Below are 21,397 nucleotides of genomic sequence, written 5' to 3' on the forward strand. Positions count from 1 at the left end.
GCGCCCCTCCGCCTTGTCCCGCCCCCCCCCCCCCCGCGCGCCCGGGGGGGGGCCCCCCCCCGCGCCCCCACCCCGGGCACCCGCTCCACCCTGCTCCTCCGTCCCGAGGAGAGTCATATGAAGATCGTGATCGCCGGCGGCCACGGCCGGATCGCCCGGCGCCTGGGCCGGATACTCGCGGCCCGCGGCGAGGAGTCGGATCCGGATGCGGCGGACGCGCTTCCCGACGCGAGCCCCACCCCTGTGACGGCCAGTGCGGTCACTGCGACGAGGGACGCGACTCGGCGCCCGAGCCCCTGCCAGCGATCTGCCAGCGGTCTGCCAGCGGGGTGCGGAACCGTCGGGCGTGCCGGGCGGTACGCCGCGACCGAGGAGCGCGCACGACCGCCCGGCCCGTTGACGAAAGGGCACTCGCGTGACTCGTACCTCCCCTCCCACCGGCCCCGCGGCAGGCCCGCGTCGGCTCAAGGCGTCCCGCACCGCAGCCCGACGCCTGGCGGCCTCGTGGCGGCTTGGCGCGGGCGCCGCCGCGGCCGCGCTGCTGGCCGCCGTGTGTCCGGCGACCGCCGTGGCCGCGCCGGACGCCGCCCCGGTGCCGCGACTCACGTGGGAGGAGAAGTGCGCGGACGGCTTCGAGTGCGCGACCGCCCGCGTCCCGCTCGACTACCACGACCCCCACGGCGCCGGAATCGACCTCTCCGTCATCCGGCACCCGGCGGACGACCAGGCGCACCGGATCGGCTCCCTGTTCTACAACCCCGGCGGCCCGGCCGCGCCCGGCCTGGTGGCCCTGCCCAAGATGCTCGGCCAGTTCCCCGAGGACGTGCGCAAGCGCTTCGACATCGTCAGCTTCGACCCGCGCGGCACCGGCGCCAGCGCTCCCGTCCAGTGCTTCGACAACCCGGCGGACGAGCAGGCCCTGCTGGCCGGCACCGCGGCCGGCTACCCCGAGGGCGCGGACCAGCAGAAGGCCTGGGCCGACGCCTACCAGCGCCTCGCCCGGCAGTGCGCGGCTCGCAACCCCGCCCTGCTGCCGCACATCTCCACCGCGAACGTGGCCCGGGACATGGACCTGCTCCGCCGGGCGGTCGGCGACCGACGGCTCACCTACCTGGGCACCTCGTACGGCAGCTACCTCGGCGCCACCTACGCCAACCTGTTCCCCGGACGGGTGCGCGCCATGGTCCTCGACAGCGCCCCGGACCCGGTGGCCTGGTCGACCGGCCACGGCGGGCAGGCCGCCACCACGGGCGCCCTGCTGCGCAACGGCAGCGATGTGGCCGCCGGCCGCGTCCTCGACGCCTTCCTCGACCAGTGCGCCCAGGTCGGTCCCCCGGCCTGCGCCTTCTCCGCCGGAACGGCCGCCGCCACCCGGGCCAGGTACGGTGAGCTGCTCCAGCGGCTGCGCACCCGGCCGGTCGCGGTCGACGGCATGACCTTCCCCGCCGGCTCGGCCCTGGAGGCGACGATCCCCTCGCTCTACGCCACGAACACCGTCCCGGGCCTTCCCGACACCGGCTGGTCCCGGCTCGGCACGACGCTCCAGGCGCTGTGGGCCGCCACCGAGGCGCCCGCCACGCCGACCACACCGCTGCCGCCCGTCTTCCACCAGCCGCCGGACCAGGCGCTCGCGGTGGCGTGCTCGGACAGCGCCAACCCGCCGGCCCGGGCCGACTACCGCGCCCTGGCCGCGTTCGCCCGAGCCCGCTCCGGCGAAGCCGGCCCGTACTTCGCCTGGGCCGACGAGCGCTGCGCCGACTGGCCCGCCCGGGACCGCGACCGGTACGACGGCCCCTGGAACCGTCCGACCGCCCGGCCGATCCTGGTCGTCGCCAACACCGGTGACCCGGCCATGCCGTACGAAGGGTCCCGCGCGATGGCCCGCTCGCTCGCCCGCGCGGAGCTGCTGACCGTCGGCGGCTACGGCCACACCGTGCTGGCCAACCCCAGTGGCTGTGCTGCCCGGCACGAGGCCCGCTACCTGATCGACGGCGTCCTCCCCACCCCCGGCACGGTCTGCGCACCCACCCAGCCGCCGTTCAGCGGCTGATCGCACATCCGCCCTGCCGCACCGCCCTCCCCGGGTGGCGCGGCAGGCGCGCACACCCGGCCGACGCGCTCCGGAAGGCCCGTCAGCCCGCCTCCAGGGCCAGCGACTCCGGCCGCGACAACGCCCGGCCGCGCTCCCAGGCGGCCCGGAAACCGGCCTCCCCGAGGGCCTCGGCGCAGCCGTCCAGGACGGCCCGCAGTTCCGGATCGCCCGCGTCGTGGGCCCCGCGCAGGCCGTACGCCGCGCCCAGCGCCGCCGCGCCGCGCGCCGCCTCGCCGAGCGCGAGGCAGTACTCGGCGAACCCCTCCAGGACGTCCGCCCGCACCGGCTGGTCGCCGCTGTCCGCGGCCAGCTCCAGGGCACGGAGGTGCAGCGGGCCGGCCGTGTCCGGCGCGCCGCGCCGCTGCTGGGTCCGGGCCAGGCTGGTGTGCAGCAGGGCGAGCAGGTGCAGCCGCGCCGGGGCGCCGGGGCCGCTCCCCGGCAGCCGTTCCAGCCGCCGCAGCGTCTCCTGCTGGCCGTGCAGCGCTGCCTCCAAGTCCCCGGCTCGACGGGCGAGTTCACCGAGCGCGTAGCGGGCGGCGGCCTGCAGGTGCGGGTCCCTGGCCCGTTCGGCTGCGGCCAGCGCGCGCTGCAGGTCCGCCCGGGCCGCGGCCGGTTCGCCGCAGCGCGCCCGCAGCCGGCCCGACAGCAGCAGTGGCAGCGGTGCCTCCCCGGAACCGCCCATCTCGACGTCCCGTTCACCGGCCTGCGCCAGCGCCGCGAGCGCCTCGTCGGCCGCGCCGGTGACGGACAGCAGCGCGGCCAGCGTGACCAACGCCATGGCCAGCCCCCAACGGTCGCCCAGGACGCGGAAGCCGTCCACCGCGGTCCGCAGGCAGTGCTCGGCGTGCCCGATCCGGCCCGCGCCCAACTCGATCCGGCCGAGCACCAGATGGGCGGCGGCCCGCATCCACCGGTCGGGATGCTCGCCGAACCGCTGAGCCGTCGCGCCCACCGCGTCCGGCGGCCCCGCCATGGCGAGCAGCAGCGCGGCGGCGAGGGCGACCGGGTGATCGGCCTGCTGCGCCGTGACCAGCGCCGTGCCCATCGCCTCCGGCGGGATCACGGCGTCACCGGGCTCCCGAAGGGGGGAGGTGAGCTGCGCCAGGATCACGCACAGGGCGTGTGCCTGCTCCAGACCGGGCGGCGGGGTGCAGCCGTGGGCCGCGAGGACGGCCGCCGTCCACTCACCGGCCTCACGACCCTGACCACGCATCAGCCAGGGCCAGGCCCGGGCGGCCGTCAGCCGCAGCGCGTGCTCCGGTGGGCCGACGGCGACCGCCCGGCGCAGCGCCGCGTCCAGGTTGCCCTGCTCCGCGTCGAGCCGGGCCAGCCAGCCGATCTGGCCGCCCGTCCGCAGCCGGGGTTCGGCGTTCTCGGCGAGCTCGACGAAACAGCGCAGGTGGGCGACGCCGGTTGGGCCGTCCTCGCCGGCCTCGACGAGCCGTTCGGCGGCGTACGCGCGGACCGTCTCCAGCAGCCGGTACCGCACCGTCCCGGTCTCCCGGCCGACGGCCGCGACCAGAGACCTGTCGACCAGGGACGCCAGCAGGTCCTCCACGACCGTCGGATCGGGCGCCGGCCCGCCCGGCCAGTGCCCGGCGCAGACCAGGTGTGCGTCGGGGAGGGTCGCCCCGCCGGCGAACACGGAGAGCCGTCGCAGCAGGACGCGCTCGTCCTCGTCGAGCAGCTTCCAGCTCCAGTCGACCACGGCGCGCAGCGTGCGGTGCCGGTCGGGAGCGGTGCGTGGGCCGCGGTCCAGCAACCGGAGCCGGTCGTGCAGCCGCGCCGCGACCTGCCCGGGGCTCAGGGACCGCAGCCGGGCCGCCGCCAGTTCGAGGGCCAGCGGCAGGCCGTCCAGCTCCCGGCAGATCCGGACGACCGGCTCGACGGTGTCGTGGTCCAGGGTGAATCCGGGGCAGGCCGCGCCGGCCCGCTCCGTGAAGAGGGCGACGGCGGGGTGCGCGAGTGCCTCCTGCACGGTGCCGCCGGGTTCGGGCACGGCGAGCGGCGCCACCGGCCAGAGCGCCTCGCCGGTGACACCGAGCGGTTCGCGGCTGGTGGCCAGCACGGTGAGCCGGGGCGCGGCGGCCAGCAGGCGATGGGCCAACCGGGCCGCCTCCTCGATCAGGTGCTCGCAGTTGTCCAGGACGAGCAGGACCTCACGGCCCTCCAGGGCCCGGACGATCCGGTCGACGGGATCCCCGGCCGGATCGCCGGCCGGCAGGCCGCCGGCCAGCACCCCGGCGTCCGCCGGGCGGCAGACGGCGGTCAGCACGACCCGGGTCACTCCGTCGGGCCCGTCGACGCCCGCGAGTTCGGCGAGCCGTACGTCTGTCGCGGGCGGGGCGGCCGTCGCGGCCGCAACCGCCAGCCGGGTCTTGCCGACACCACCCGGCCCGGTCAGCGTCACCAGGCGGGACCGGTGCAGGCGCTCCTGAACCGCCGCCAGTTCCTCGTCGCGGCCGACCAGGCCGGTGAGCCAGGTGGGCAGTGCCGCACGCCCGACCGGGTTCCCGGTGGACGCGGGGGCCGGCCCCGGCGTAGGCGACTTCGCGCCGGACAGCACCCGCAGGTGGACGTCCCGCAGTTCGGCGGACGGGTCGGCGCCCAGTTCCTCGGCCAGGGCCCGCCGGGTACGCTCGAACACCTCCAGTGCCGCCGCCTGTTGCCCGTCCGCGTGGAGTGCGCGCATCAACCTGACGGCGGCACGCTCGCGCAGCGGGTGCGCGACGCAGAGTCCGGTGAGCTCGGCGACCAGACGCGGCAGCGTGTCGGTGCCGCCGAGCGCGAGGAGAGCGTCGGCCCGATCCTCCACCGTCGACAGGCGCAGCTCCGCCAGCCGGGCCGACGACGCCGCGATGAACCCGACGCCTTCGGCGTCCGCGAACGGCGTTCCCCGCCAGAGTTCCAGCGCCCCGCCCAGCAAGGCGACCGCCTCGGTGAACCCGCCCGCCGCCAGCGCCGCCCGCCCCGCCGCCACCCGCTGCTCGAAGTCCCAGGCGTCCACGCTCCCCCGGGGCAGGTCGAGCAGGTACCCGGCGGGGTGCGAGCCGATCACCGTCCGGTCGCCCCCCAACGCCCGGCGGAGCCGGGAAACCAGCGACTGCAGGGCGCCGGCCGGCTCCTCCGGCGGGGTGTCTCCCCAGAGGTCGTCCACCAGACGCTCACGGGTGACCACGCGCCCGGGGTCGAGAGCCAGCCGGACCAGCAGCAGCCGAAGCCTCGCCCCGCCGACCTCGAAGGCCGCCCCGTCCCCACCCCGTACGACCTGAAGTGGCCCCAGTACGTTGATCCGCACCCGCCCGCCCCTCTCCCGGCACCAGCCGACATCCAAGATCATTATCCCGATGTCCCGCCAGGTCTACGCCCGCCGCCGCTTCGCCGCCCTCCTCGACGACGTGGGAGAACACCCGCTGCCCGCCCTCGACGACGTACGCGCCGCCGCCCTCGCCCGCGCCTTTGACGGGTGGCCCCGGGTCCGCCCCGGAAGATGCCCGTGCTGGTGGGGCACACGCCCCACCAGCACAGGCATCCCCTGACGGCCTCGGGATCAGCTCCAGGGCCGCGAGGCCGAGGACGATCATCACAAGCCCGACGAGGCCGAACGCCACCATCGACTGGATGCTTCGCGGCGAAAGGCCCTTGCCCGCCGTCGTCGCGAACTGCGGCATGCGCATGCCGACCACACCGACCAGAGCACCGTATGCCGCTGACACCGCCGACTAGGCCCGCAGAGATCCAGCCCAGTGGCCTGACAACGTGCAGAAACCTGGAACGCCCGGACGGCGCCTGCCCGACGAGCGGGCCGATCGCGCTGAAGGCGGCGATGTTGCAGGCGGTGAACGTACCCGCCAGCCCGGAGACCGATGAGAACAGGATCCCGGCGACGGTGCCCGTGATCGGAGTCTCATGGGCATCGTGTCCAAGGAGGGCGTTCGCCGTACTGAAGCCGATGTCGTCGTCGACGAGTCCCGCGTTCCAGGCGTAGGCCAGCGGGAGGCCACCCAGTACGCCGAAGAGCAGGGGCACCCAGCGGCGGCGGGGAAAGTGCCCGGTGACGAACAGCGAGGTCTGCCGGGTGCTGCAGGACGGGGTACTCGGTGTCTCCCCCGTGGACCGGATCGGGCGTGTCTTCTGCGCAGTCGTCACGACAGCCACCCGTGGAGGAAGCGCGTCTCGTCGAGTTCGGAGACGGACGCGGCGATCGACTCGCGATGGCCGGGGACCAGCGGCGAGGGGCCGCGCAGCGGGGCGCCGGCGAGCGGGTTCAGCGGGGCGGCGGTGTCCTGGCGCTGGGCCGTCAGGCCACTGATACCCGGCAGGTCACTGCTTGGAGTGATAGGCGGCATGGTTGTCCCCGATCCGTCGATGGTCGGCCGATGACGGCCCATCATGTGGGGACGCGGGGCACGGGCCAACTCCCAGCGTGCGGTAGTGGTCAGCTGCCGGGGGATCGTGTCGGACGGACTCCGGTCTCCGACGCCGGCTGCCAGAACCGGCACGGCCTTGTGGTGGCCCGGCGAACCGCAACGGATTCCGCGCAGGCGCTGCGGCGCTGTCCCGTCGACCGGAGCGCACCGGACTCGCAGTCGGGGTTGGCGCAGCCCCGGCGGGGCAGTGCGACGCCCGGCAGCCACCTGCCCGGGTCACGGAGGTCCTCGATCATCGTGCCCGCCCGGGTGGGAGGGGGGCGGACCAGCCGGCGAGGAGTCGAAGGGCCTGTGCGGAGGGGCTGTCGGGTTCTGCGGTGTAGAGGTAGAGGACCTGGTCGGGGTCGTCGGGGAGGGCGAGTGACTCGTAGGCCAGCGTGAGCTCGCCTACGAGGGGGTGGCGGTAGAGCTTGATGCCGTGGGTGTACTGCAGGACGTCGTGGTCGGCCCACCACTGGCGGAAGTCCTCGTCCCGCACCGAGAGTTCGCCGACCAGTTCGTTCAGCCGCGGATCATGCGGATGGCGGCCCGCGTACAAGCGCAGGGCCGCCACGGTGCCGCGGGCGGCGGTCTCCCAGTCGGCGAGCAGGTCGTGGGCGGTGGGGTCCAGGAAGATGAAGCGGGCGAGGTTGCGGTCACGGTGCGGCAGGGCGTCGAAGTCGGTGTAGAGGGCTTTGGCGAGGGGGTTGGCGGCCAGCACGTCCAAACGGTGTCCGAGGATCATCGCCGGGGTGTGGGTCAGGGCGTCCAGGACCCGCAACAGTCCGGGCCGTACCCGCTGGGGCGGTGTGGGACGTCGGCGGGCGGAGCCCGGTTTGGGTTCGGCCAGGTCGAACAGGTGGGCGCGCTCGGCGGAGTCGAGCCGGAGTGCGCGGGCGACGGCGTCGAGTACGGCGGTGGAGGCGTTCGGGGTTCGGCCGCGTTCCAGGCGGACGTAGTAGTCGACGCTGACCCCGGCCAGCTGGGCGACCTCCTCGCGGCGCAGGCCGGGTACCCGGCGTCGGCCGGCGTGCGGGCCCAGGCCCGCCTCGTCGGGTCGGATCCGTGCCCTGCGGGAGCGCAGGAAGTCCCGCAGTTCCAGGTTGGGGCCGCGCTCCGCTGACGTGCTCATTCCTTCAGGCTAGGGCGGTGGGCGGGGCTTCGGGTCACGCCAGAGGGGGTCTGTCGGACCCCCGGTGGAACCGCCCTCCTGTGGCGGCACGTGCGGGGGCCGGCGCGGTGATCTCCTGGAATGCGACACCGCACATCACCTCGGAGGTTTCCCGTGGACAAGCCCCTGATCGTCATCACCGGCGCCAGTTCCGGCATCGGCGCCGCCACCGCCCGCCTGCTCTCCGCACAGGGACACCCGCTGCTGCTGCTCGCCCGCAGGCTTGACCGGCTGAACGCGCTCGCCCTGCCGAACACGCTGTGCCGCAAGGTCGACGTCACCGACCCCCGCGCTGTCGAGGAGGCCGTGCGCGAGGCGGAGGAGCGGTTCGGCCCCGCCGACGCGATCATCAACAACGCCGGGGTCATGCTGCTGGGCCGCATCGCCGACCAGCCGGTCGACGAGTGGGACCGGATGATCGACCTCAACGTCAAGGGCGTGCTGTACGGCACCCGCGCGGTGCTGCCCGGCATGCTCGCCCGCGGCACCGGTACGGTCATCAACGTCAGCTCCGTCGCGGGCCGCAAGACGTTCCCCAACCACGCCGCGTACGTCGCCACGAAGTTCGCCGTGCACGCCCTGTCGGAGAACCTGCGCGAGGAGGTCGCCGCGACCGGTGTGCGGGTGGTGACCATCGCCCCCGGCGCGGTGGAGACCGAACTGCTCTCCCACACCAGCGACGAGCAGATCAAGGCCGACTACGAGGCGTGGAAGGAGTCCGCCGGAGGCGCCCTGGACCCGCAGGCCGTGGCCGAGGCCGTCGCCTACGCCTACCGGCAGCCGCAGAACGTCACCATCCGCGAGATCGTCCTCGCCGCCACCGGCCAGGAAGCCTGAACCAGGCCAAACCACCGGGAGCCGGAACGCAGGAGGTTTCGAGCTCCCCGCTGGCGGCCTCGGGTCCGAACACCGCCAAACGATCGTCGAGACGACGACCGTGCCACCCGACAACGCAGAGTCACCTGGACCCACCTGGACCGCGGGCCGCCAGCGCATGGCGACACCTGAACATGCGCGCCTACCAGCACGACGCCGCACCCATGAGGGTCGGGCCTGTCAACTGGCAGGCTACTGACCCCGGGGTTTGTGGTGGCTTCCCGGGGCGTGGCTCCACCGCGCTGCGGCGGCCGCCGCCCAGTCCGCCCGCGCGCGGACGACAACCGGCGCCTCGGTCAACCCCGCCCCGGGTACGGCGGGGACGGGATGGGGCCGGCGGGCCGGTCAGGCCTGGTCGCCGTCCGGCCACTGGGACAGCGGGACGAGGTCGCCGACCACGCGGGTGACGGTGGTGCCGGGCGGCATGAAGGTGTCGAAGTCGATCCGCGGGTCGCCGATGTCGACGGTGACCAGCAGCAGGTACTGGTTCAGCCGGGACCACACGTCCCCGCCGAGCAGTTCCACCTTCGAGACGTTGCCCGAACGGTGGGGCGGCTGCGTCGGCAGAGCAGCGAGATGGGGCGAAACGGCATCCAGGAAGGCCTGCCGGGCTTCCTTCTCCTGCGCCATCTCCTCGTCGGTGGGACTGCTTCCGTCGCCCGTGACCTCGATACCGGTGGGGGGCGCGACGATGCGAAACACGGTCACCATCAGTGCGAACTCCAGATCTTCAGGGATCGGCCGCCACACGGGACGTGACCTGCGGGCGCTCCGGTCGGCGAGCGGACGACAGCGGACCGGGCGGCGGCGGGCCCGCCGTCGGACCTGTCCCGGCAATGCTGGCGCACCCAGCCCGTGCCGCCCGGGCGGCGCGCCCAGCGGCCTGCCGAGCCGCCCGCAAAGGACCACGGCGAGCCGCTCCCCCCGCTCGCCGACGGGGCGCCGTCCTCCGTGTGGGAGGCCGGCTGCCGGGGCGGGCGGAGCGCAGGCGGCTGTACCAGGGGTCGACCTGCTGGGTGGCGCTGGTGTGGTGGGGCCCGGACACGCTCGACCGGGGCCGGCCCCACCGTGACTCCGTGACGGCCGGTCACCGCCAGGAACGAGGGGGCCACGGCCGCGAAGAGACCGAGTACGGCGAAGCCCGCGAAACCGGGGATGGCTGCCTTGAGGAAGACCGTGCGCACGGATGCCGGCACGCCGACCTTCCTGGGCCGCAGCGTCGGCGTGGATGACGGGCGGACGGGCTCGGCGACGGCGCTGACCGCGACCAGCCCGATGGCCGTCGGAGCCGACTCGACGATGAAGCACAGCCTGAGTGGCCAAGGTGCGTACTCGGCGAGCGTTCCCGCGACCAGTGGCCCGGCGCCGAGGCCGCCGATGCACTGGCTTGCGGTCGTCCGGCAGGCGCAGCTCCTCCCGCACCCTCCCGCACCCTCCCGGCGGCCTCCAGGTCGACCGGGGCGGTGCGGGTCGCCCTGTCGTTCCGCTGCCTGGGCAGGACCAGATGCCGGTGCGCAGCCGGACGGGCGGAGCGGTGCCAGTGCCGGTGCCGGACGGCGGCCGCGGGACGGGGGCGGCCCGGGCGGCGGTGTGCCGGGCGAGGCGGTCGGCGGGTACGGAAACCGGGTGCCGGCGCGGCGATGAGTTTTCCGGCCCCGGCGGGTCTACATCTCGACCGGGACTGCCAACTCATCGGGAGTACAGACATGGGCCTCATCCACATCGAGCTGTTCGCGACCCTCGACCTCGTCGGGCAGGCACCCGGCGGGCCCGACGAGGACCCGTCGGGGTTCCCGTTCGGCGGCTGGCAGGTGCCCCTGCTGAACGAGGTCACCGGGGCACAGATCGGTGCCGCGTACGAGGGCACGGACGCCCTCCTGCTCGGCCGGCGCACCTACGACATCTTCGCCTCCTACTGGCCGCACCAGAAGGACGGCGAGATCGCCGAGCTCTTCAACCGCGTCCCGAAGTACGTGGCCTCCCGCGGCACGCCCGACCTCCCGTGGGCCGGATCCACGCAGCTCGGCCCGGACCTGGCCGCCGCGGTGCGTGAGATCCGTGACCGGCACGAGCACGTGAAGGTCGTCGGGAGCCTGAACCTGGTGCAGACCCTCCTGCGGGAGAAGCTCTTCGACCGTCTCGACCTATGGGTGCACCCGATCGTGCTCGGCGTCGGGAAGAAGGTGTTCGACGGCGGCGCGGTGCCCACGAACGTCACGCTCCTCGAACCGCCGGTGGCCGACCCGCAGGGCACCGTGTACCTGCGCTACGGGCTCGCCGACGGCACGCCCGGGACGGGCGACATGAGCGCGCCCGACCGTGGTCTCGGGCACGACGACGTCCGGTGATCCAATGACCGCTGTCAACGCCAATGAGATCGCGTTGGGCATCGAGTCGTTCGGTGACCACGACGCGCCACTGGTCCTGCTCGCGGGCGGGACGACGATGCTCTCCTGGCCCGACTCGCTCTGCGAGCGCCTCGCCGCCGACGGGCGCCGTGTGGTGCGCTACGACCTGCGCGACAGCGGGGAGTCCACGACGACGGATCCCCGGGCACCCGCCTACACCCTGCGCGACCTCGCCGCCGACGCCGCGGCCCTTGCCGACGCGCTCGGCGGGGCGCCCGCACACCTCGCGGGGATCGGCGTCGGCGGGATGGTCGCCCAGGTGGCCGTGCTCGACCATCCGGGCGCGTTCTCCGCGCTCACCCTGGTCGGCACCCGCGCGGTCGCCCCCGGCCCGCCCGACGACGACCTCCCCGACCATGACCACGCGACGATGAGCCGGCTGTTCGCGCGTCCGATGCCCGATTGGACCGACCGCGCGGCGGTTGCGGAGTTCGCCGCCACCGGCGCGGAGATCCTCGGCGACGACCCCGCCGCCGCACGCGCCATCGCCGCGCGCATCTGGGACCGCACGCCCGGCACCGCGCCCCCGGTCCAGATGGCCAACCAGATGGGCCTGGTGTTCTCCAGGCTGGACTGCACACCCCGCTGGCGCGAGCGCCTGCCCGAGATCGAGGTCCCCACGCTCGTCGTCCACGGCCTCCGCAACCGGTTCTTCCCCGTCGGCAACGGCGAGGCGATCGCGCGCGAGATCCCCGGGGCACGGCCGCTCGTCCTCAACGAGGCCGCCACCGCGATCCCCGACGCGGCGGTCGGCGAGGTCGCCGAGGCGATGCTCACGCTCGGATAGAGGACGGCGGGTGCCGCACGGGTCCGGCCTCCGGGCTGGACGGACCGGACCTTGCGCGCGTGGATGTCGCGGCGCACGGCCGTGGTGCCGAGCTCGGCCCGGCGCAGCTCGCGCCGGGCCGCGTCCAGGCCGGGCCGGCGGACCTCGTCCCGTGCGTCGGCCGCGGCCTCCGTGGCCCGGGCACCACTGCCTACGCGTCTCAGAGGGTGGGCAGGCCGCCCGGGTGGGCGGGGCGGCCGAAGCGGACCGGCACGCCGGGCGAGTACAGCACGCTCACCGGCGGCCCGGCCGGCGACGGCAGCCCGGCCGCAGCCACCAACTCGTCCTCGCAGTGGAGGAGTTCGGCCCGGTGCAGCGGCCAGCGCGGGTGGACGTTGGGCAGGTACAGCGGCCGGCCGAAGAAGGCGTTGTGCATGCCCCAGCGGGCGGTCAGGAAGTGTTCGAGGGCGGTCGGCTCCTCGATCCGCTCTCCGACGCGCACCGCGATGCGGCAGTGCGCCCCACGCGGCCCCGGCCAGCGCCGGCGGCTGGCGTAGCTGATGGTGTCCGCGTCGCGTTGGATCGCCATCCGGGCCCACTTGTACGGCAGCCGAAAGGCGCTGCGGGCGATGGCCACCGGCAGCAGCCGCGAGGCCTCCAGCGAGCGGAACACCACGCCGCGCCGACCGTGCCGGTCCACCGAGTAGAGCCGCACGTTGGTCTCCGGAAAGGTGCCGAGGTACGGGATACCCGGCATCCTGAACCAACCGACCCGGTGCATCCGGAAGGCCACCAGGCCGATGTAGGTGAGCCCGTCGTGCGTGTCCGGTACGGTCCCGGCCGGCAGCAGCGGCGCCACGGCCGCAGGGTCGGCGGCCCAGTGCAGGAACGACAGGTCGAGCCAGGATTGGGTGAGCAGCGTGTCCGGCACCACGCGCACCGGATCGGGCGTTATCGGCTCCGCAGGGGCAGGGGCGAACGACATCGCACCAGCGTCGCACGCCCTTACGGCCGTCCAGCCAGGCGCCCCCGGCTCCGGGCGTTCACCGAACGACACCACCCCGCACCCGCGCATTCCTCGGCAAGGCCGCGACCGTGCTCGGCGTGCCCCGACTCGTCGTCCGGAAGACCCGAACCGACCAACCGACACCAACGACCGAAAGCCAAAGACGAGAGCGGGCGGCCGTCGGCGTTTCGCGCCGGTGGCGCGGCTGTTACGCCCCAGGGACGGACCGAGGCGAACTGGCGGGCGAGAACGGGCGGTGGGTCCGGCGCGTCGGTCACCCCCGCAGCGCCGACGTCGCACGGCGGGAAGGCCGCGGACCGCTGCCACACGGCCGACCTCAAGGCGGACATCCAGATGCAGCCCCTCCCCGATGCGCCCACCGCGATGGTGATGCTCACCGACAAGAGCTCGCGCACCTGCACGGTCTACGGCTACCTCGGCTACGGCGGACTGCTGGCCGACAACAACCCGGTGGCGACCGGCAGTTCACTTGTCGCCCACCCCGGCCAGCCGGTCGAGGCCACCCTCAAACCGGGCGTCTGCGCGTTCTCCGGCCTCAAGTGGTCCACCTGCGACAAGGCCGAGCCGACCTGCAAGGTCCTGGCCGGCATCACCGTCACCCCGCCCGACGAGACCACCCAGCTCACCGCCGACCTCATCGGCATCGACGGCAAACCGGTCCATCAAGTGCTGACCGTCTCCGCCGCCGGTTTCACGGTCGGCTCCCTCCAGCCGATCAGCCAGAGCGTGGTCTTCACCTCCTGAGGCCCGCAAGGAACCCGCGGGCCCGACTTGATCAAGGAGCCGGTGCGGGGCCAGGGCCTCTCCCGGTCATCGAGCGTACGTTCGAGCAGCCGGGGCATGGTCACCGAACTGTCCGTCCGCCGCGCCGCTACGCAAACGGGTCCCCTGACCGCGGCCAGCCGCCGACCACCGCGCATGTGACCGAGCTCGCCGGCTTGCGGACCGGGAGCGCTGCCGCGCCCAGATCAGCGACGAATCGGCTGCCGGCGCTCGACGCGGTCGAGGTCGCCGGTGAGAAGGTCGCTGTGGCTGATGGTGAAGTCTCCGTTGAGCAGGGCATCTCCTCCCCCGTAGTACCGGCCCACGACAGTGGTGGGAAGGAAGGAGCGCAGGCTGTGGCGCATGTTCTCGGGGTAGTCGACGGATTCGCCCCAGCCGGAGGGGGCCTGGTCAGTGGAGAGCAGGACCCAGTGATCCACGGGGACCACGGCATCGAGGTCCGGGACTGCTCCGGTGTGGCTGTCCAGCGCGGGCACGGTCAGCCGGTCGGGGTCGAGCGGCGGGTACCACAGCAACAGGGGCTTGGCGCGCTGTGCGTCAGCGTTGTCGAAGCAGCAGACGGCGATGGTGTGGTCGGGGAAGTGGTCGGCGTAGAAGCGCAGGAGGTCCGGGTCGAGGTCCGGCCGCCGGTGTGATGGCACCTGCTGCAGTGCGGCGGGGATCGCGGTGGGGTCAGTGGCCAGGAGCACCGTGTAGACGTCGTGCTCGAAGACCTGGACGGACTCCGGTTCCCCGCCCATCCACATGACCTCGTCGGCTGCCACGGCGATGGGTCGAACGGCGGCAACCATGCGCTCGAGGACGTCGCCGCTGCGTCCGACGGAGAGGAAGTGCCCGGGGGTGAGCCGGCTGGTGGGCAAGTGCAGCAGCATGGCGTTCGGACCGTCCGCGAGGTTGACGGCGGTGTTCTGGTAGCCCAGGACATGGATGAGGCCGTGCAGCGGGTGGTGCTGCCGACCGCAATACACGATCGTGCCGGAGAACGCGGCCTCACTGGTCGAGATACACATGCCGGCAAGGTAGCGCCCCCGTACGTGCGGGAAGCGGGAGGGTCTGCACGACGCCCGCGCTCCGTCGCACACAGATCGTGACGGCCCGTTGATCGCCTTCACGGAATCCGTGCCCGAACCCCTGATCTGGACCCGGGGCGACGATCTCGCCGTCATCATGGCCGGCACCACCTTCGGCTCGGTCCACGTCGCCTACGAGCAGTACGACCAGGCACCACCCGCCGGCCTCGACAGCTGGGACGACGTGGTCGAGGTGAGCATGGAGTTCACGACCACGGAAGGCCGCCCGTCCGGCAGCGCCGCCGATCCGGCGGACCCCTTCCGTGCGCCGCCACCCATCCGGTGGACCCTCCACTACGGCCCGGGCGGCCGGAATCCTCGGCGTCGGCCGCTCAACGACCGGCCCCGACAGGCTTGGGCGCGGTTTCGACGCCACGGCCGGCCGCGTCAGGCCCCCTTTCGTCGGCCCTTCAACTCCCGTGTCCCAACGACGACACCCAGAACCACGAATACCAGACCACCCACGGCGCAGAAGAAGACCACCGCGTCGGGCCACCCGACGATCCGGGGCAGTCCGTCCAGCGAGAAACCCGCACCCATCGCCACATGGCCCCACCCACCGAGCCGGGCATCCGAGTACCGCGCCACGCGCCAGCCGTTCAACACCGCGGCACCGGCGACTATGAACACGCACCCCACACTCAGCATGATCCATGCAGACACCGGTCAGGCCGCCTGCACTGCCGCCGTCGCCACGTGCCGCAGCACCTCCAGGTCCATCGGCGTCAGCTGGACGTTGACGGCATCGCCGATCCAGACCGTACTGGTGGCCTTCAGCGCGCGTGCGGTCGCCGTGGCGGGGATGTTCTCCAGCTCGGTCAGCTCGTACGGCGCCGCAATCGTCTCGACCGCCGTGCCCTGACGCCACCGCACCACAGGCCGCCCACCGGCCGGAGCCTCGAACAACAACATACCGAGCACCGGGCGCGGCCCGTCGATCCGCACCGCCCGCGCATACAGACTCGTCCCGCCGGCAAGCACGGCGATGTCGGCCCGCGCCGAGCGCACCGGTACGGCCCCGAGCACGACCAGCAGCCGGTCGACCCGCCGCCGCATCATCGCCGAGGTGGGCTGCGCCCCCGCCACCTGCTGCTGCAGCCGGCGAGGCAACGCCGCCATCACGATGCTGAGCACCAGCAGGCCGGTCACGAACTCGACGAGCGTCAACAGCAGCCGACTCCCGTCGCCCAGGCCGAAAAGGTTCAACACCAGGGTCCCCACGACGAGCGACGAAAGGACGAAACCAAAACCCAACGTGATCAGCGGTCTCACAGCAGCAGTTCCCATTTCAGACGTTCACGGCCATGTCGGCGATCGGAGATCGTAGACGGCCCTGCCGGCCGCCGGTCACGACACCCCCCGGCATCACGGCCGCCGCGGTGCTGCGGGCGTCGGACGACGGCGAGGACGGCCAGGCCGTTGTGGCCGGCTCGGCTGCACGCGGTGGGACGCCTCTTCCCGCTGGTGCCCCCGGTCGGCTACGGCCACCACACCGCCCTCACCGGCCCCAGTGGTCCGACGTCGGCACGTATCTGCAGACCGTCAGCCTGCTGCTCCGCGCCGAAGGGCTGCACAGCTGCCCGCAGAAGGCATGATCGGTGTACCGCAGGACCGTCGCGGAGATCCTGTCGCCCCCTGGCGGGCTCATCCTCGTCTGCGGCATGTCGATCGGGTCCCAGGACGTCACGGCGGGTTACGCCCGTACGGGCCGGGCACCGCTCGCCGAGACGGTCACGTTCGTCGAGGGTTAGCACTACACGAGGCACATGTCGGACACCAGTCATCGAAGGAAGGCGAATGCCATGAAGTTCGCGATCATCGGCGGAACCGGGCTGATCGGGTCACGGGTCGTGGAGAACCTGAACGCCGCCGGGCACCAGGCCGTACCGCACTCCCTGTCCACAGGCGTGGACATCATCACGGGCCAAGGGCTGGAGACGGCCGTGGCGGGCGCCGACGTCGTCGTCAACCTGACGAACTCCCCGACCTTCGACGACGCCTCGCTCGCCTTCTTCCGGACCTCGATGGACAACCTTCTCGCCGCGAGCCAGAAGGGCGGGGTCGGGCACTTCGTCATCCTCTCGATCGTCGGCGTGGACCAGGTGCCCGATCTGGACTACTACCGGGCGAAGGTGCTTCAGGAGGAGATCCTCAAGGCCGGACCGATCCCGTATTCCATCGTCCGCGCCACGCAGTTCATGGAGTTCATGGACGCGACCCTGTCCATGACCGCCGACGGCGACACCATCCGCCTGCCGCGCACGCCGATCCAGCCGATCGCCGCCGCGGATGTCTCCGGCGTGGTCGCCGAAGTCGCCGCAGGCAGTCCTCTGAACGGCATCGTCAACATCGCGGGTCCCGACGTCTACCCCCTCGACGAACTCGGCCGGCTCACTCTGACCGCCAAGGGCGACGGGCGCCGTGTCGTCACCGATGACACCGCCGGGATGTTCGCCGCCGCCCACGGCGACGTCCTCACCGCCCCGGAGGGTGCCCGCATCGCCCCCATCCACTACACCGACTGGCTCTCCTGAACCAGCCCCTCCAGCGCAGCCGCCAGTTGTGCCCCGGCGAAGGCCGGGGCCTGGCGGCCCCTCAGAGAGCGGCAGGGGTGTCGCCTGCGGCGCCACCGAGAAAAGGGGGCGCCGGCCACACACGGGGCGCGGGAAAAACGGGGCAGTCTCGGTGTCGATGCTTCGCTGCCACTGCATGTGGGACCGTTCGCTACAGCAGTCCGACCAGGAACCGCACGGCCAGCACGCATCCGAACAACACGAACCCGCCCACGAGCCACAGTCCCACGCTCAACGCGAGGCCGGCCAGACGGTCACCGACGGTCCGAGGAGCCCCGTCCCACGGCTCTTCCTCCCGGAAGGGGGCCGGGGCGGGAAGTGGGCCTGCGAGATCCAGGCGCATGTGGTCCTCGGAGCAGTACGTACGGTAGAGCACCTCGGCGGCCCGGCGGTCGATCTCCAGGGCCACCCAGCCCTCGGGCAAGTCGAGGCCCCTGCCGCATGCGGTCCTGGGCTGCCAGCTGCCGCAGAAGTCACAAAGCTCAAAATCCTGACATTCCGTAGGCTCGTCCGGCTCGCTCGCCGTTCCGTCGGCGGTCGCGGCCGGTGTCACCACCGGGGTGGGCTTCGTGGTGGCGGCCGCGCCGGTGTCCGTCCGTGCGTTCTCGGGCTGCCGCAGCTCGGACAGGACGTGCAGGACGAAGGCGACGCAGAGGGCACCCACGGCGGCGCCCGCGTACTGAGGCCGGTTGTCCTTCACGAAGCCGAAAACGCCTCCACAGATGAGGAGCAGGAGCCAGGTCACGGTCCGGAAGCCGCGGAATCGGAAGCGGTGCATCCGGCGATCCTGTCAGGCCTCGTAGGCCACACACCAGTCGTTTCCCGACGTCCTGCTCAACGTCAGGTCCGGTAGGCCAGGACCCCGATCATCCCGGCCTCTTCGTGATAGGCGTTGTGGCAGTGGGTGACCCACTGGCCGGGATTGTCCGTGTCGAACTCACAGGTGACCGTCTGTCCGGGAAGCACCATGACGGTGTCCTTCCGGGGGCCGTTCGGGCCTCCGACGGCGAAGCTGTGGCCGTGGAAGTGCATCGGGTGCCACATCATCGTGGTGTTGGTGTAGCTCAGTCGCACGCGTTGGCTGGATGTCATGACCGCCAGGGGCACCTTGGGGTTGTACGCCAGGTGGTCCAAGCCCCATTGGTAGCCGGCCATCGAGCCGGTCATGGCGATGGGGATGTCCTGGTCGACCGTACGGGCCGCGAGTCGGTGGCCCTGGGCGGCTGTCAGGGACGCCACGTTCCGGCCTCCCACCACTGTGCCGGTGAGCTGCGCGGGGCGTGTGCTGGGCGGTGGTGTCGAGCCGGACGAGGTCCGTACCACGGCGAACGCGTTGTCGCTCTTGCCTTCGGCGAGGGCGACAAGGGGGAAAACCCCGTCCTTGAGCGTGATGATGACGTCGTAGCGCTCTCCCATACCGATGAGCACGCAGTCCGCCTCCACGGGCTCGACGGGTGTTCCGTCCGTCTGGACCACCTGCATGCGGTGGTCGCCCAGAGCGACCAGGAACGCGGTGTCGGCGCCGGCGTTGATGAGCCGCAGCCTCACCCGGCTGCCCGGCTTGCCGTTGAAGGTGACGGGGGATCCGGCGATCCGACCGTTGATCAGGTAGTAGGGGTACCGCACATCTCCCGGGTCTCCGCCCAACAGCGCACTGGTGCCGCCGCGGAGAATGCCTGCCGAGCCCGGCGACGCGGGGTTGGCCGTCGTCCTGCCGCCGCTCCGCAGGGCGGCGTACACATTCTCGGGGGTGAGCCCGTTCACGCCGTCCAGCCAGTCGTCCATCACGACGACCCAGTCCTCGTCGTAGGCCAGCGGCTCGTGCGGATCCTCGACGATCAGGGGCCCGTACAGGCCGTGCGCGAACTGGAGGCCGACGTGCGGGTGGTAGTAGTAGGTACCGGGAGTGTCGACGACGTAGTCGTAGAGAAACGTGCCGCCGCCGGCCAGAATCGGGGACTGGGTGACGTCCGGTACGCCGTCCATGTCGTTCCTGATGGCGAGCCCGTGCCAGTGCACGGTGGTGCCCTCGGCCAGCTGGTTCCTCACGTGCACCTGCACCCGGTCGCCGGCCGTGACCCTCAGTTCCCGTCCGGGTACCTGACCGTCGTAGCTCCAGGTGCTGACCCTGGGACCTCCCAGGTCCACCGGTCCCACCGCGGCAGTGAGCGAATAGCTCCGGGTCATCCCGTTCCAGTGCCGCAATGCCTCCCGGGCGCTGACCTGGGGACCGTCGGGCTGCACCAGCGGGGGGAAGGACGGTGCCCCGGAAGGCGTCGCGGTCGCACCGTTACCGCCGCCCTCACCGACCGCGGCGTCGCAGCCGACCAGCATCGCGCCGGTCATCGCGAGTCCTCCTCGCATGAGTGTCCTGCGACCGATCGAGATCATGCTCGCGCTCACTTTCCGGATGGCAATCGGGACGCTGTGGCTGTGCGAGAGTCGCAAACTCAGCGTAAGCAGCGGGAGCGTTCCGTGCCCGCCTGGCGCGTCCCACGAAGGTCCGGGCTGTACCCCGGGCGAGCAGGCTGTCGAAGTGGCCACCCAGGGTGTCGTGAACGCGCGAGGACCGCGATCTCACCCTGGGGGAACGGACGGCGCACCTGGTCGGCCGATCAACCGGGCCTGAATGTCGAGAGGGCTGACGCGTCACAAGCCGTCGACACGACCTCAACCGCAGCGCAGCGGGCCGGCCGGTCCGACTTCGATGGTGGGCCGCTGACCTGCTAGTATTCTTCTCGTCGCGAGGGAGATGATTCCTCGCCAGGCGTCAGCGGTGCTACCAGAGCACACCCTACTTTCAGTAGGGAGAGTCCGTGCGACCCGGGCCTGGCGCTCCACTGTCGGCGAGGCCCGGCACCCACCAGGGTGCCGGGCCTCGCCCGCGTTTGCGGGCCGTTTGCGGGCCTGACTGGTGTCAGTCTGCGACTTCAACGGCTGTGGGCGTCATCGACACGGCCACCAACACCCTCGTCTCCGGCACGGCCGCCCCCGACCAGCCCCGCCCGGCAGGCACCAGCCCCGGGGCCCTCGGCGCGCTGGCGGTCAGCCCGGACGGGACGCGGGTCTACGTCACCCAGGGCGGGCCCGCGTCCGCCAACCGCCCGGCCCAAGAGGGCGCCCGCGTCCTGCAGTTCTCCCCGCAGCAGCAGGCGTTCACCGCCACCGTGACGGTACCCGGCCGCTCCCCGGGGTCGATCGTCGCGCGGCCGGACAGCGCCGACGCGTACGTCAGCACCGGCAACGGCCTGGTCCACCTGGACACGAGCGACGAGACCCCGGTCGTGGCCGGCACCATCGCCGTCCCCAGCGGCGCCTTCCTGGCCCTGTCCCCCGACGGCACCCGCCTCTACGGCGTGGGCGGCGGCAAGGACTACATAGTCGACCTCGCCACCGACACCGTCACCGCGACCATGGACATCGCCCCGGGACAGCAGCTGCAGAACCCGTCGGTGAGCGCGGACGGCACCCGGCTGTACATGGTCCAGCAGAGCTGGGACAGCGGCAAGACCTCGGTCCTCTCCCTCGACACCTCGACCAACACTCTCGTCCCGACCGAGGGGGTCACCGGTCTCGACCGCGTGACGAGTCTGGTGGTGGGCCCCGACGCCCACACCTTCTACGTCACCGTCAACGCCGGCCTGCGGATCATCGGGTTCTGACCGGGCCGGCGGATGTCGGCGGATGGTGAACGGACGGATCCCGCCCCCGCGGTGGGAGCGCGATCCGGTTCGCGCTACCGGGCGGCCGCCTGGCGGCGCATGGGCTTCTTGCCGGCGGTCAGCCGCCGACGGTCTCGGCGTGCCGGTGGAGCGCGTCCAGGAGGGCGGTCTGCTGCTCGGGCGTTCCTCGGCGCTCCAGGCGGAACCGCGCGATCGCGTCCTTGAATCGGCTGCGCCCCGGAGGAGCGCAAACGCCTCCGCTGTCGTTGTCGGTGGCCCGCGCTACGCTCCCCGGACCCTGAGGAAACCCCGGAAGGCCGCCCCTCGACTTCGCCTACAGGAGGCGGCCCTCCGGCTCCGGCAAGCCGTGTACGGAAGGGCCGATGTGCCGATGGGCGACGTCATCGTGGGGTCGGCGCGGCCATCGGCCGGTGTCGCTGCGGCTTCGGGCCGGGTGGCCGGGAAGGGGGTGGTGAAGTCGGCCCGGGGCGCGGTTTCGGTCTTTCGACCGGTCCGTTTCCCCGGAGCCGCTTCCCGAACCGGGCATGCGACTTGGCATC

General features: G+C 72.7%; 19 protein-coding genes. 9 read left to right on the forward strand and 10 right to left on the reverse strand.

The genetic code is table 11. The features are described 5' to 3' along the window. Positions 1 to 415: 415 nt before the first annotated feature. Positions 416 to 2,050, forward strand: a complete 1,635-nt coding sequence (locus tag ABZW30_RS42695; RefSeq protein WP_355676712.1) for an alpha/beta hydrolase — start codon at positions 416 to 418, stop codon at positions 2,048 to 2,050. A gap of 82 nt (positions 2,051 to 2,132) precedes the next feature. Here the strand turns inward: ABZW30_RS42695 and ABZW30_RS42700 are convergent, their stop codons facing one another. Next, a complete protein-coding gene (locus tag ABZW30_RS42700; RefSeq protein WP_355676713.1) occupies positions 2,133 to 5,390 on the reverse strand; it encodes a BTAD domain-containing putative transcriptional regulator in 3,258 nt (1,085 codons plus the stop codon). A gap of 49 nt (positions 5,391 to 5,439) precedes the next feature. Here ABZW30_RS42700 and ABZW30_RS42705 point away from each other — a divergent pair, with 49 nt between their 5' ends. After that, a complete protein-coding gene (locus ABZW30_RS42705) occupies positions 5,440 to 5,631 on the forward strand; it encodes a hypothetical protein (RefSeq protein ID WP_355676714.1) in 192 nt (63 codons plus the stop codon). A gap of 606 nt (positions 5,632 to 6,237) precedes the next feature. On the opposite strand, the gene ABZW30_RS42710 is transcribed toward ABZW30_RS42705, so the two are convergent. Both ABZW30_RS42710 and ABZW30_RS42715 read right to left on the reverse strand, forming a co-directional pair. Then, a complete protein-coding gene (locus tag ABZW30_RS42710; RefSeq protein ID WP_355676715.1) occupies positions 6,238 to 6,441 on the reverse strand; it encodes a hypothetical protein in 204 nt (67 codons plus the stop codon). Positions 6,442 to 6,754: 313 nt separating this feature from the next. Continuing rightward, a complete protein-coding gene (locus tag ABZW30_RS42715) occupies positions 6,755 to 7,633 on the reverse strand; it encodes a helix-turn-helix transcriptional regulator (protein ID WP_355676716.1) in 879 nt (292 codons plus the stop codon). A 153-nt stretch (positions 7,634 to 7,786) separates the two neighbouring features. Between ABZW30_RS42715 and ABZW30_RS42720 the strand changes: the two genes are divergently transcribed. Continuing rightward, a complete protein-coding gene (locus tag ABZW30_RS42720) occupies positions 7,787 to 8,509 on the forward strand; it encodes an SDR family oxidoreductase (RefSeq protein WP_355676717.1) in 723 nt (240 codons plus the stop codon). Between the two features lie 384 nt (positions 8,510 to 8,893). Here the strand turns inward: ABZW30_RS42720 and ABZW30_RS42725 are convergent, their stop codons facing one another. Then, positions 8,894 to 9,259, reverse strand: coding sequence for a hypothetical protein (locus ABZW30_RS42725; protein WP_355676718.1), 366 nt, complete (start codon positions 9,257 to 9,259; stop codon positions 8,894 to 8,896). Positions 9,260 to 10,254: 995 nt separating this feature from the next. Between ABZW30_RS42725 and ABZW30_RS42730 the strand changes: the two genes are divergently transcribed. Together ABZW30_RS42730 and ABZW30_RS42735 are read left to right on the forward strand one after the other, a co-directional pair. Then, on the forward strand, positions 10,255 to 10,896 hold the full coding sequence (locus ABZW30_RS42730; protein WP_355676719.1) for a dihydrofolate reductase family protein: 642 nt from the start codon (positions 10,255 to 10,257) through the stop codon (positions 10,894 to 10,896). A 4-nt stretch (positions 10,897 to 10,900) separates the two neighbouring features. Next, a complete protein-coding gene (locus ABZW30_RS42735) occupies positions 10,901 to 11,743 on the forward strand; it encodes an alpha/beta hydrolase (protein WP_355676720.1) in 843 nt (280 codons plus the stop codon). Between the two features lie 199 nt (positions 11,744 to 11,942). Here the strand turns inward: ABZW30_RS42735 and ABZW30_RS42740 are convergent, their stop codons facing one another. After that, positions 11,943 to 12,707, reverse strand: coding sequence for a DUF2071 domain-containing protein (locus tag ABZW30_RS42740; protein ID WP_355676721.1), 765 nt, complete (start codon positions 12,705 to 12,707; stop codon positions 11,943 to 11,945). Between ABZW30_RS42740 and ABZW30_RS42745 the strand changes: the two genes are divergently transcribed. Continuing rightward, positions 12,603 to 13,493 (forward strand): DUF4232 domain-containing protein, encoded by an 891-nt coding sequence (locus ABZW30_RS42745; RefSeq protein WP_355676722.1) that lies wholly within the window; start codon positions 12,603 to 12,605, stop codon positions 13,491 to 13,493. The two genes, ABZW30_RS42740 and ABZW30_RS42745, sit on opposite strands and share 105 nt — an antisense overlap. 224 nt (positions 13,494 to 13,717) lie before the next feature. Here the strand turns inward: ABZW30_RS42745 and ABZW30_RS42750 are convergent, their stop codons facing one another. The 3 genes from ABZW30_RS42750 to ABZW30_RS42760 form a co-directional block, all read right to left on the reverse strand. Further along, positions 13,718 to 14,542 (reverse strand): hypothetical protein, encoded by an 825-nt coding sequence (locus ABZW30_RS42750; RefSeq protein ID WP_355676723.1) that lies wholly within the window; start codon positions 14,540 to 14,542, stop codon positions 13,718 to 13,720. Positions 14,543 to 14,989: 447 nt separating this feature from the next. Next, positions 14,990 to 15,232: a hypothetical protein gene (locus ABZW30_RS42755; protein WP_355676724.1), complete on the reverse strand. Its 243-nt coding sequence runs from the start codon at positions 15,230 to 15,232 to the stop codon at positions 14,990 to 14,992. A gap of 36 nt (positions 15,233 to 15,268) precedes the next feature. Further along, positions 15,269 to 15,874: a hypothetical protein gene (locus ABZW30_RS42760; RefSeq protein WP_355676725.1), complete on the reverse strand. Its 606-nt coding sequence runs from the start codon at positions 15,872 to 15,874 to the stop codon at positions 15,269 to 15,271. Between the two features lie 326 nt (positions 15,875 to 16,200). Between ABZW30_RS42760 and ABZW30_RS42765 the strand changes: the two genes are divergently transcribed. After that, a complete protein-coding gene (locus tag ABZW30_RS42765; protein WP_355676726.1) occupies positions 16,201 to 16,353 on the forward strand; it encodes a hypothetical protein in 153 nt (50 codons plus the stop codon). Positions 16,354 to 16,404: 51 nt separating this feature from the next. Continuing rightward, positions 16,405 to 17,136 carry an SDR family oxidoreductase gene (locus ABZW30_RS42770; RefSeq protein ID WP_355676727.1) on the forward strand — a complete coding sequence of 244 codons (732 nt, stop codon included), beginning with the start codon at positions 16,405 to 16,407 and terminating at the stop codon, positions 17,134 to 17,136. 190 nt (positions 17,137 to 17,326) lie between these two features. Here the strand turns inward: ABZW30_RS42770 and ABZW30_RS42775 are convergent, their stop codons facing one another. Together ABZW30_RS42775 and ABZW30_RS42780 are read right to left on the reverse strand one after the other, a co-directional pair. Further along, entirely contained in the window at positions 17,327 to 17,953 is a 627-nt protein-coding gene (locus ABZW30_RS42775; RefSeq protein WP_355676728.1) for a hypothetical protein, read from the reverse strand. Between the two features lie 62 nt (positions 17,954 to 18,015). Beyond that, positions 18,016 to 19,521, reverse strand: a complete 1,506-nt coding sequence (locus ABZW30_RS42780; protein WP_355676729.1) for a multicopper oxidase family protein — start codon at positions 19,519 to 19,521, stop codon at positions 18,016 to 18,018. Between the two features lie 593 nt (positions 19,522 to 20,114). Here ABZW30_RS42780 and ABZW30_RS42785 point away from each other — a divergent pair. Next, positions 20,115 to 20,837 carry a hypothetical protein gene (locus tag ABZW30_RS42785; RefSeq protein ID WP_355676730.1) on the forward strand — a complete coding sequence of 241 codons (723 nt, stop codon included), beginning with the start codon at positions 20,115 to 20,117 and terminating at the stop codon, positions 20,835 to 20,837. Positions 20,838 to 21,397: the final 560 nt, after the last annotated feature.

It is taken from the genome of Kitasatospora sp. NPDC004669 (assembly GCF_040609455.1).
Taxonomy (GTDB): Bacteria; Actinomycetota; Actinomycetes; order Streptomycetales; family Streptomycetaceae; genus Kitasatospora.

Excerpts from the sequence above, each read along its gene's own strand:
- ABZW30_RS42705 (WP_355676714.1), top strand. The coding sequence starts at position 5,440 with ATGTCCCGCCAGGTCTACGCCCGCCGCCGCTTCGCCGCCCTCCTCGAC.
- ABZW30_RS42710 (WP_355676715.1), bottom strand. The coding sequence starts at position 6,441 with ATGCCGCCTATCACTCCAAGCAGTGACCTGCCGGGTATCAGTGGCCTG.
- ABZW30_RS42715 (WP_355676716.1), bottom strand. The coding sequence starts at position 7,633 with ATGAGCACGTCAGCGGAGCGCGGCCCCAACCTGGAACTGCGGGACTTC.
- ABZW30_RS42725 (WP_355676718.1), bottom strand. The coding sequence starts at position 9,259 with ATGGTGACCGTGTTTCGCATCGTCGCGCCCCCCACCGGTATCGAGGTC.
- ABZW30_RS42730 (WP_355676719.1), top strand. The coding sequence starts at position 10,255 with ATGGGCCTCATCCACATCGAGCTGTTCGCGACCCTCGACCTCGTCGGG.
- ABZW30_RS42735 (WP_355676720.1), top strand. The coding sequence starts at position 10,901 with ATGACCGCTGTCAACGCCAATGAGATCGCGTTGGGCATCGAGTCGTTC.
- ABZW30_RS42740 (WP_355676721.1), bottom strand. The coding sequence starts at position 12,707 with ATGTCGTTCGCCCCTGCCCCTGCGGAGCCGATAACGCCCGATCCGGTG.
- ABZW30_RS42750 (WP_355676723.1), bottom strand. The coding sequence starts at position 14,542 with ATGTGTATCTCGACCAGTGAGGCCGCGTTCTCCGGCACGATCGTGTAT.
- ABZW30_RS42770 (WP_355676727.1), top strand. The coding sequence starts at position 16,405 with ATGAAGTTCGCGATCATCGGCGGAACCGGGCTGATCGGGTCACGGGTC.
- ABZW30_RS42775 (WP_355676728.1), bottom strand. The coding sequence starts at position 17,953 with ATGCACCGCTTCCGATTCCGCGGCTTCCGGACCGTGACCTGGCTCCTG.
- ABZW30_RS42780 (WP_355676729.1), bottom strand. The coding sequence starts at position 19,521 with ATGACCGGCGCGATGCTGGTCGGCTGCGACGCCGCGGTCGGTGAGGGC.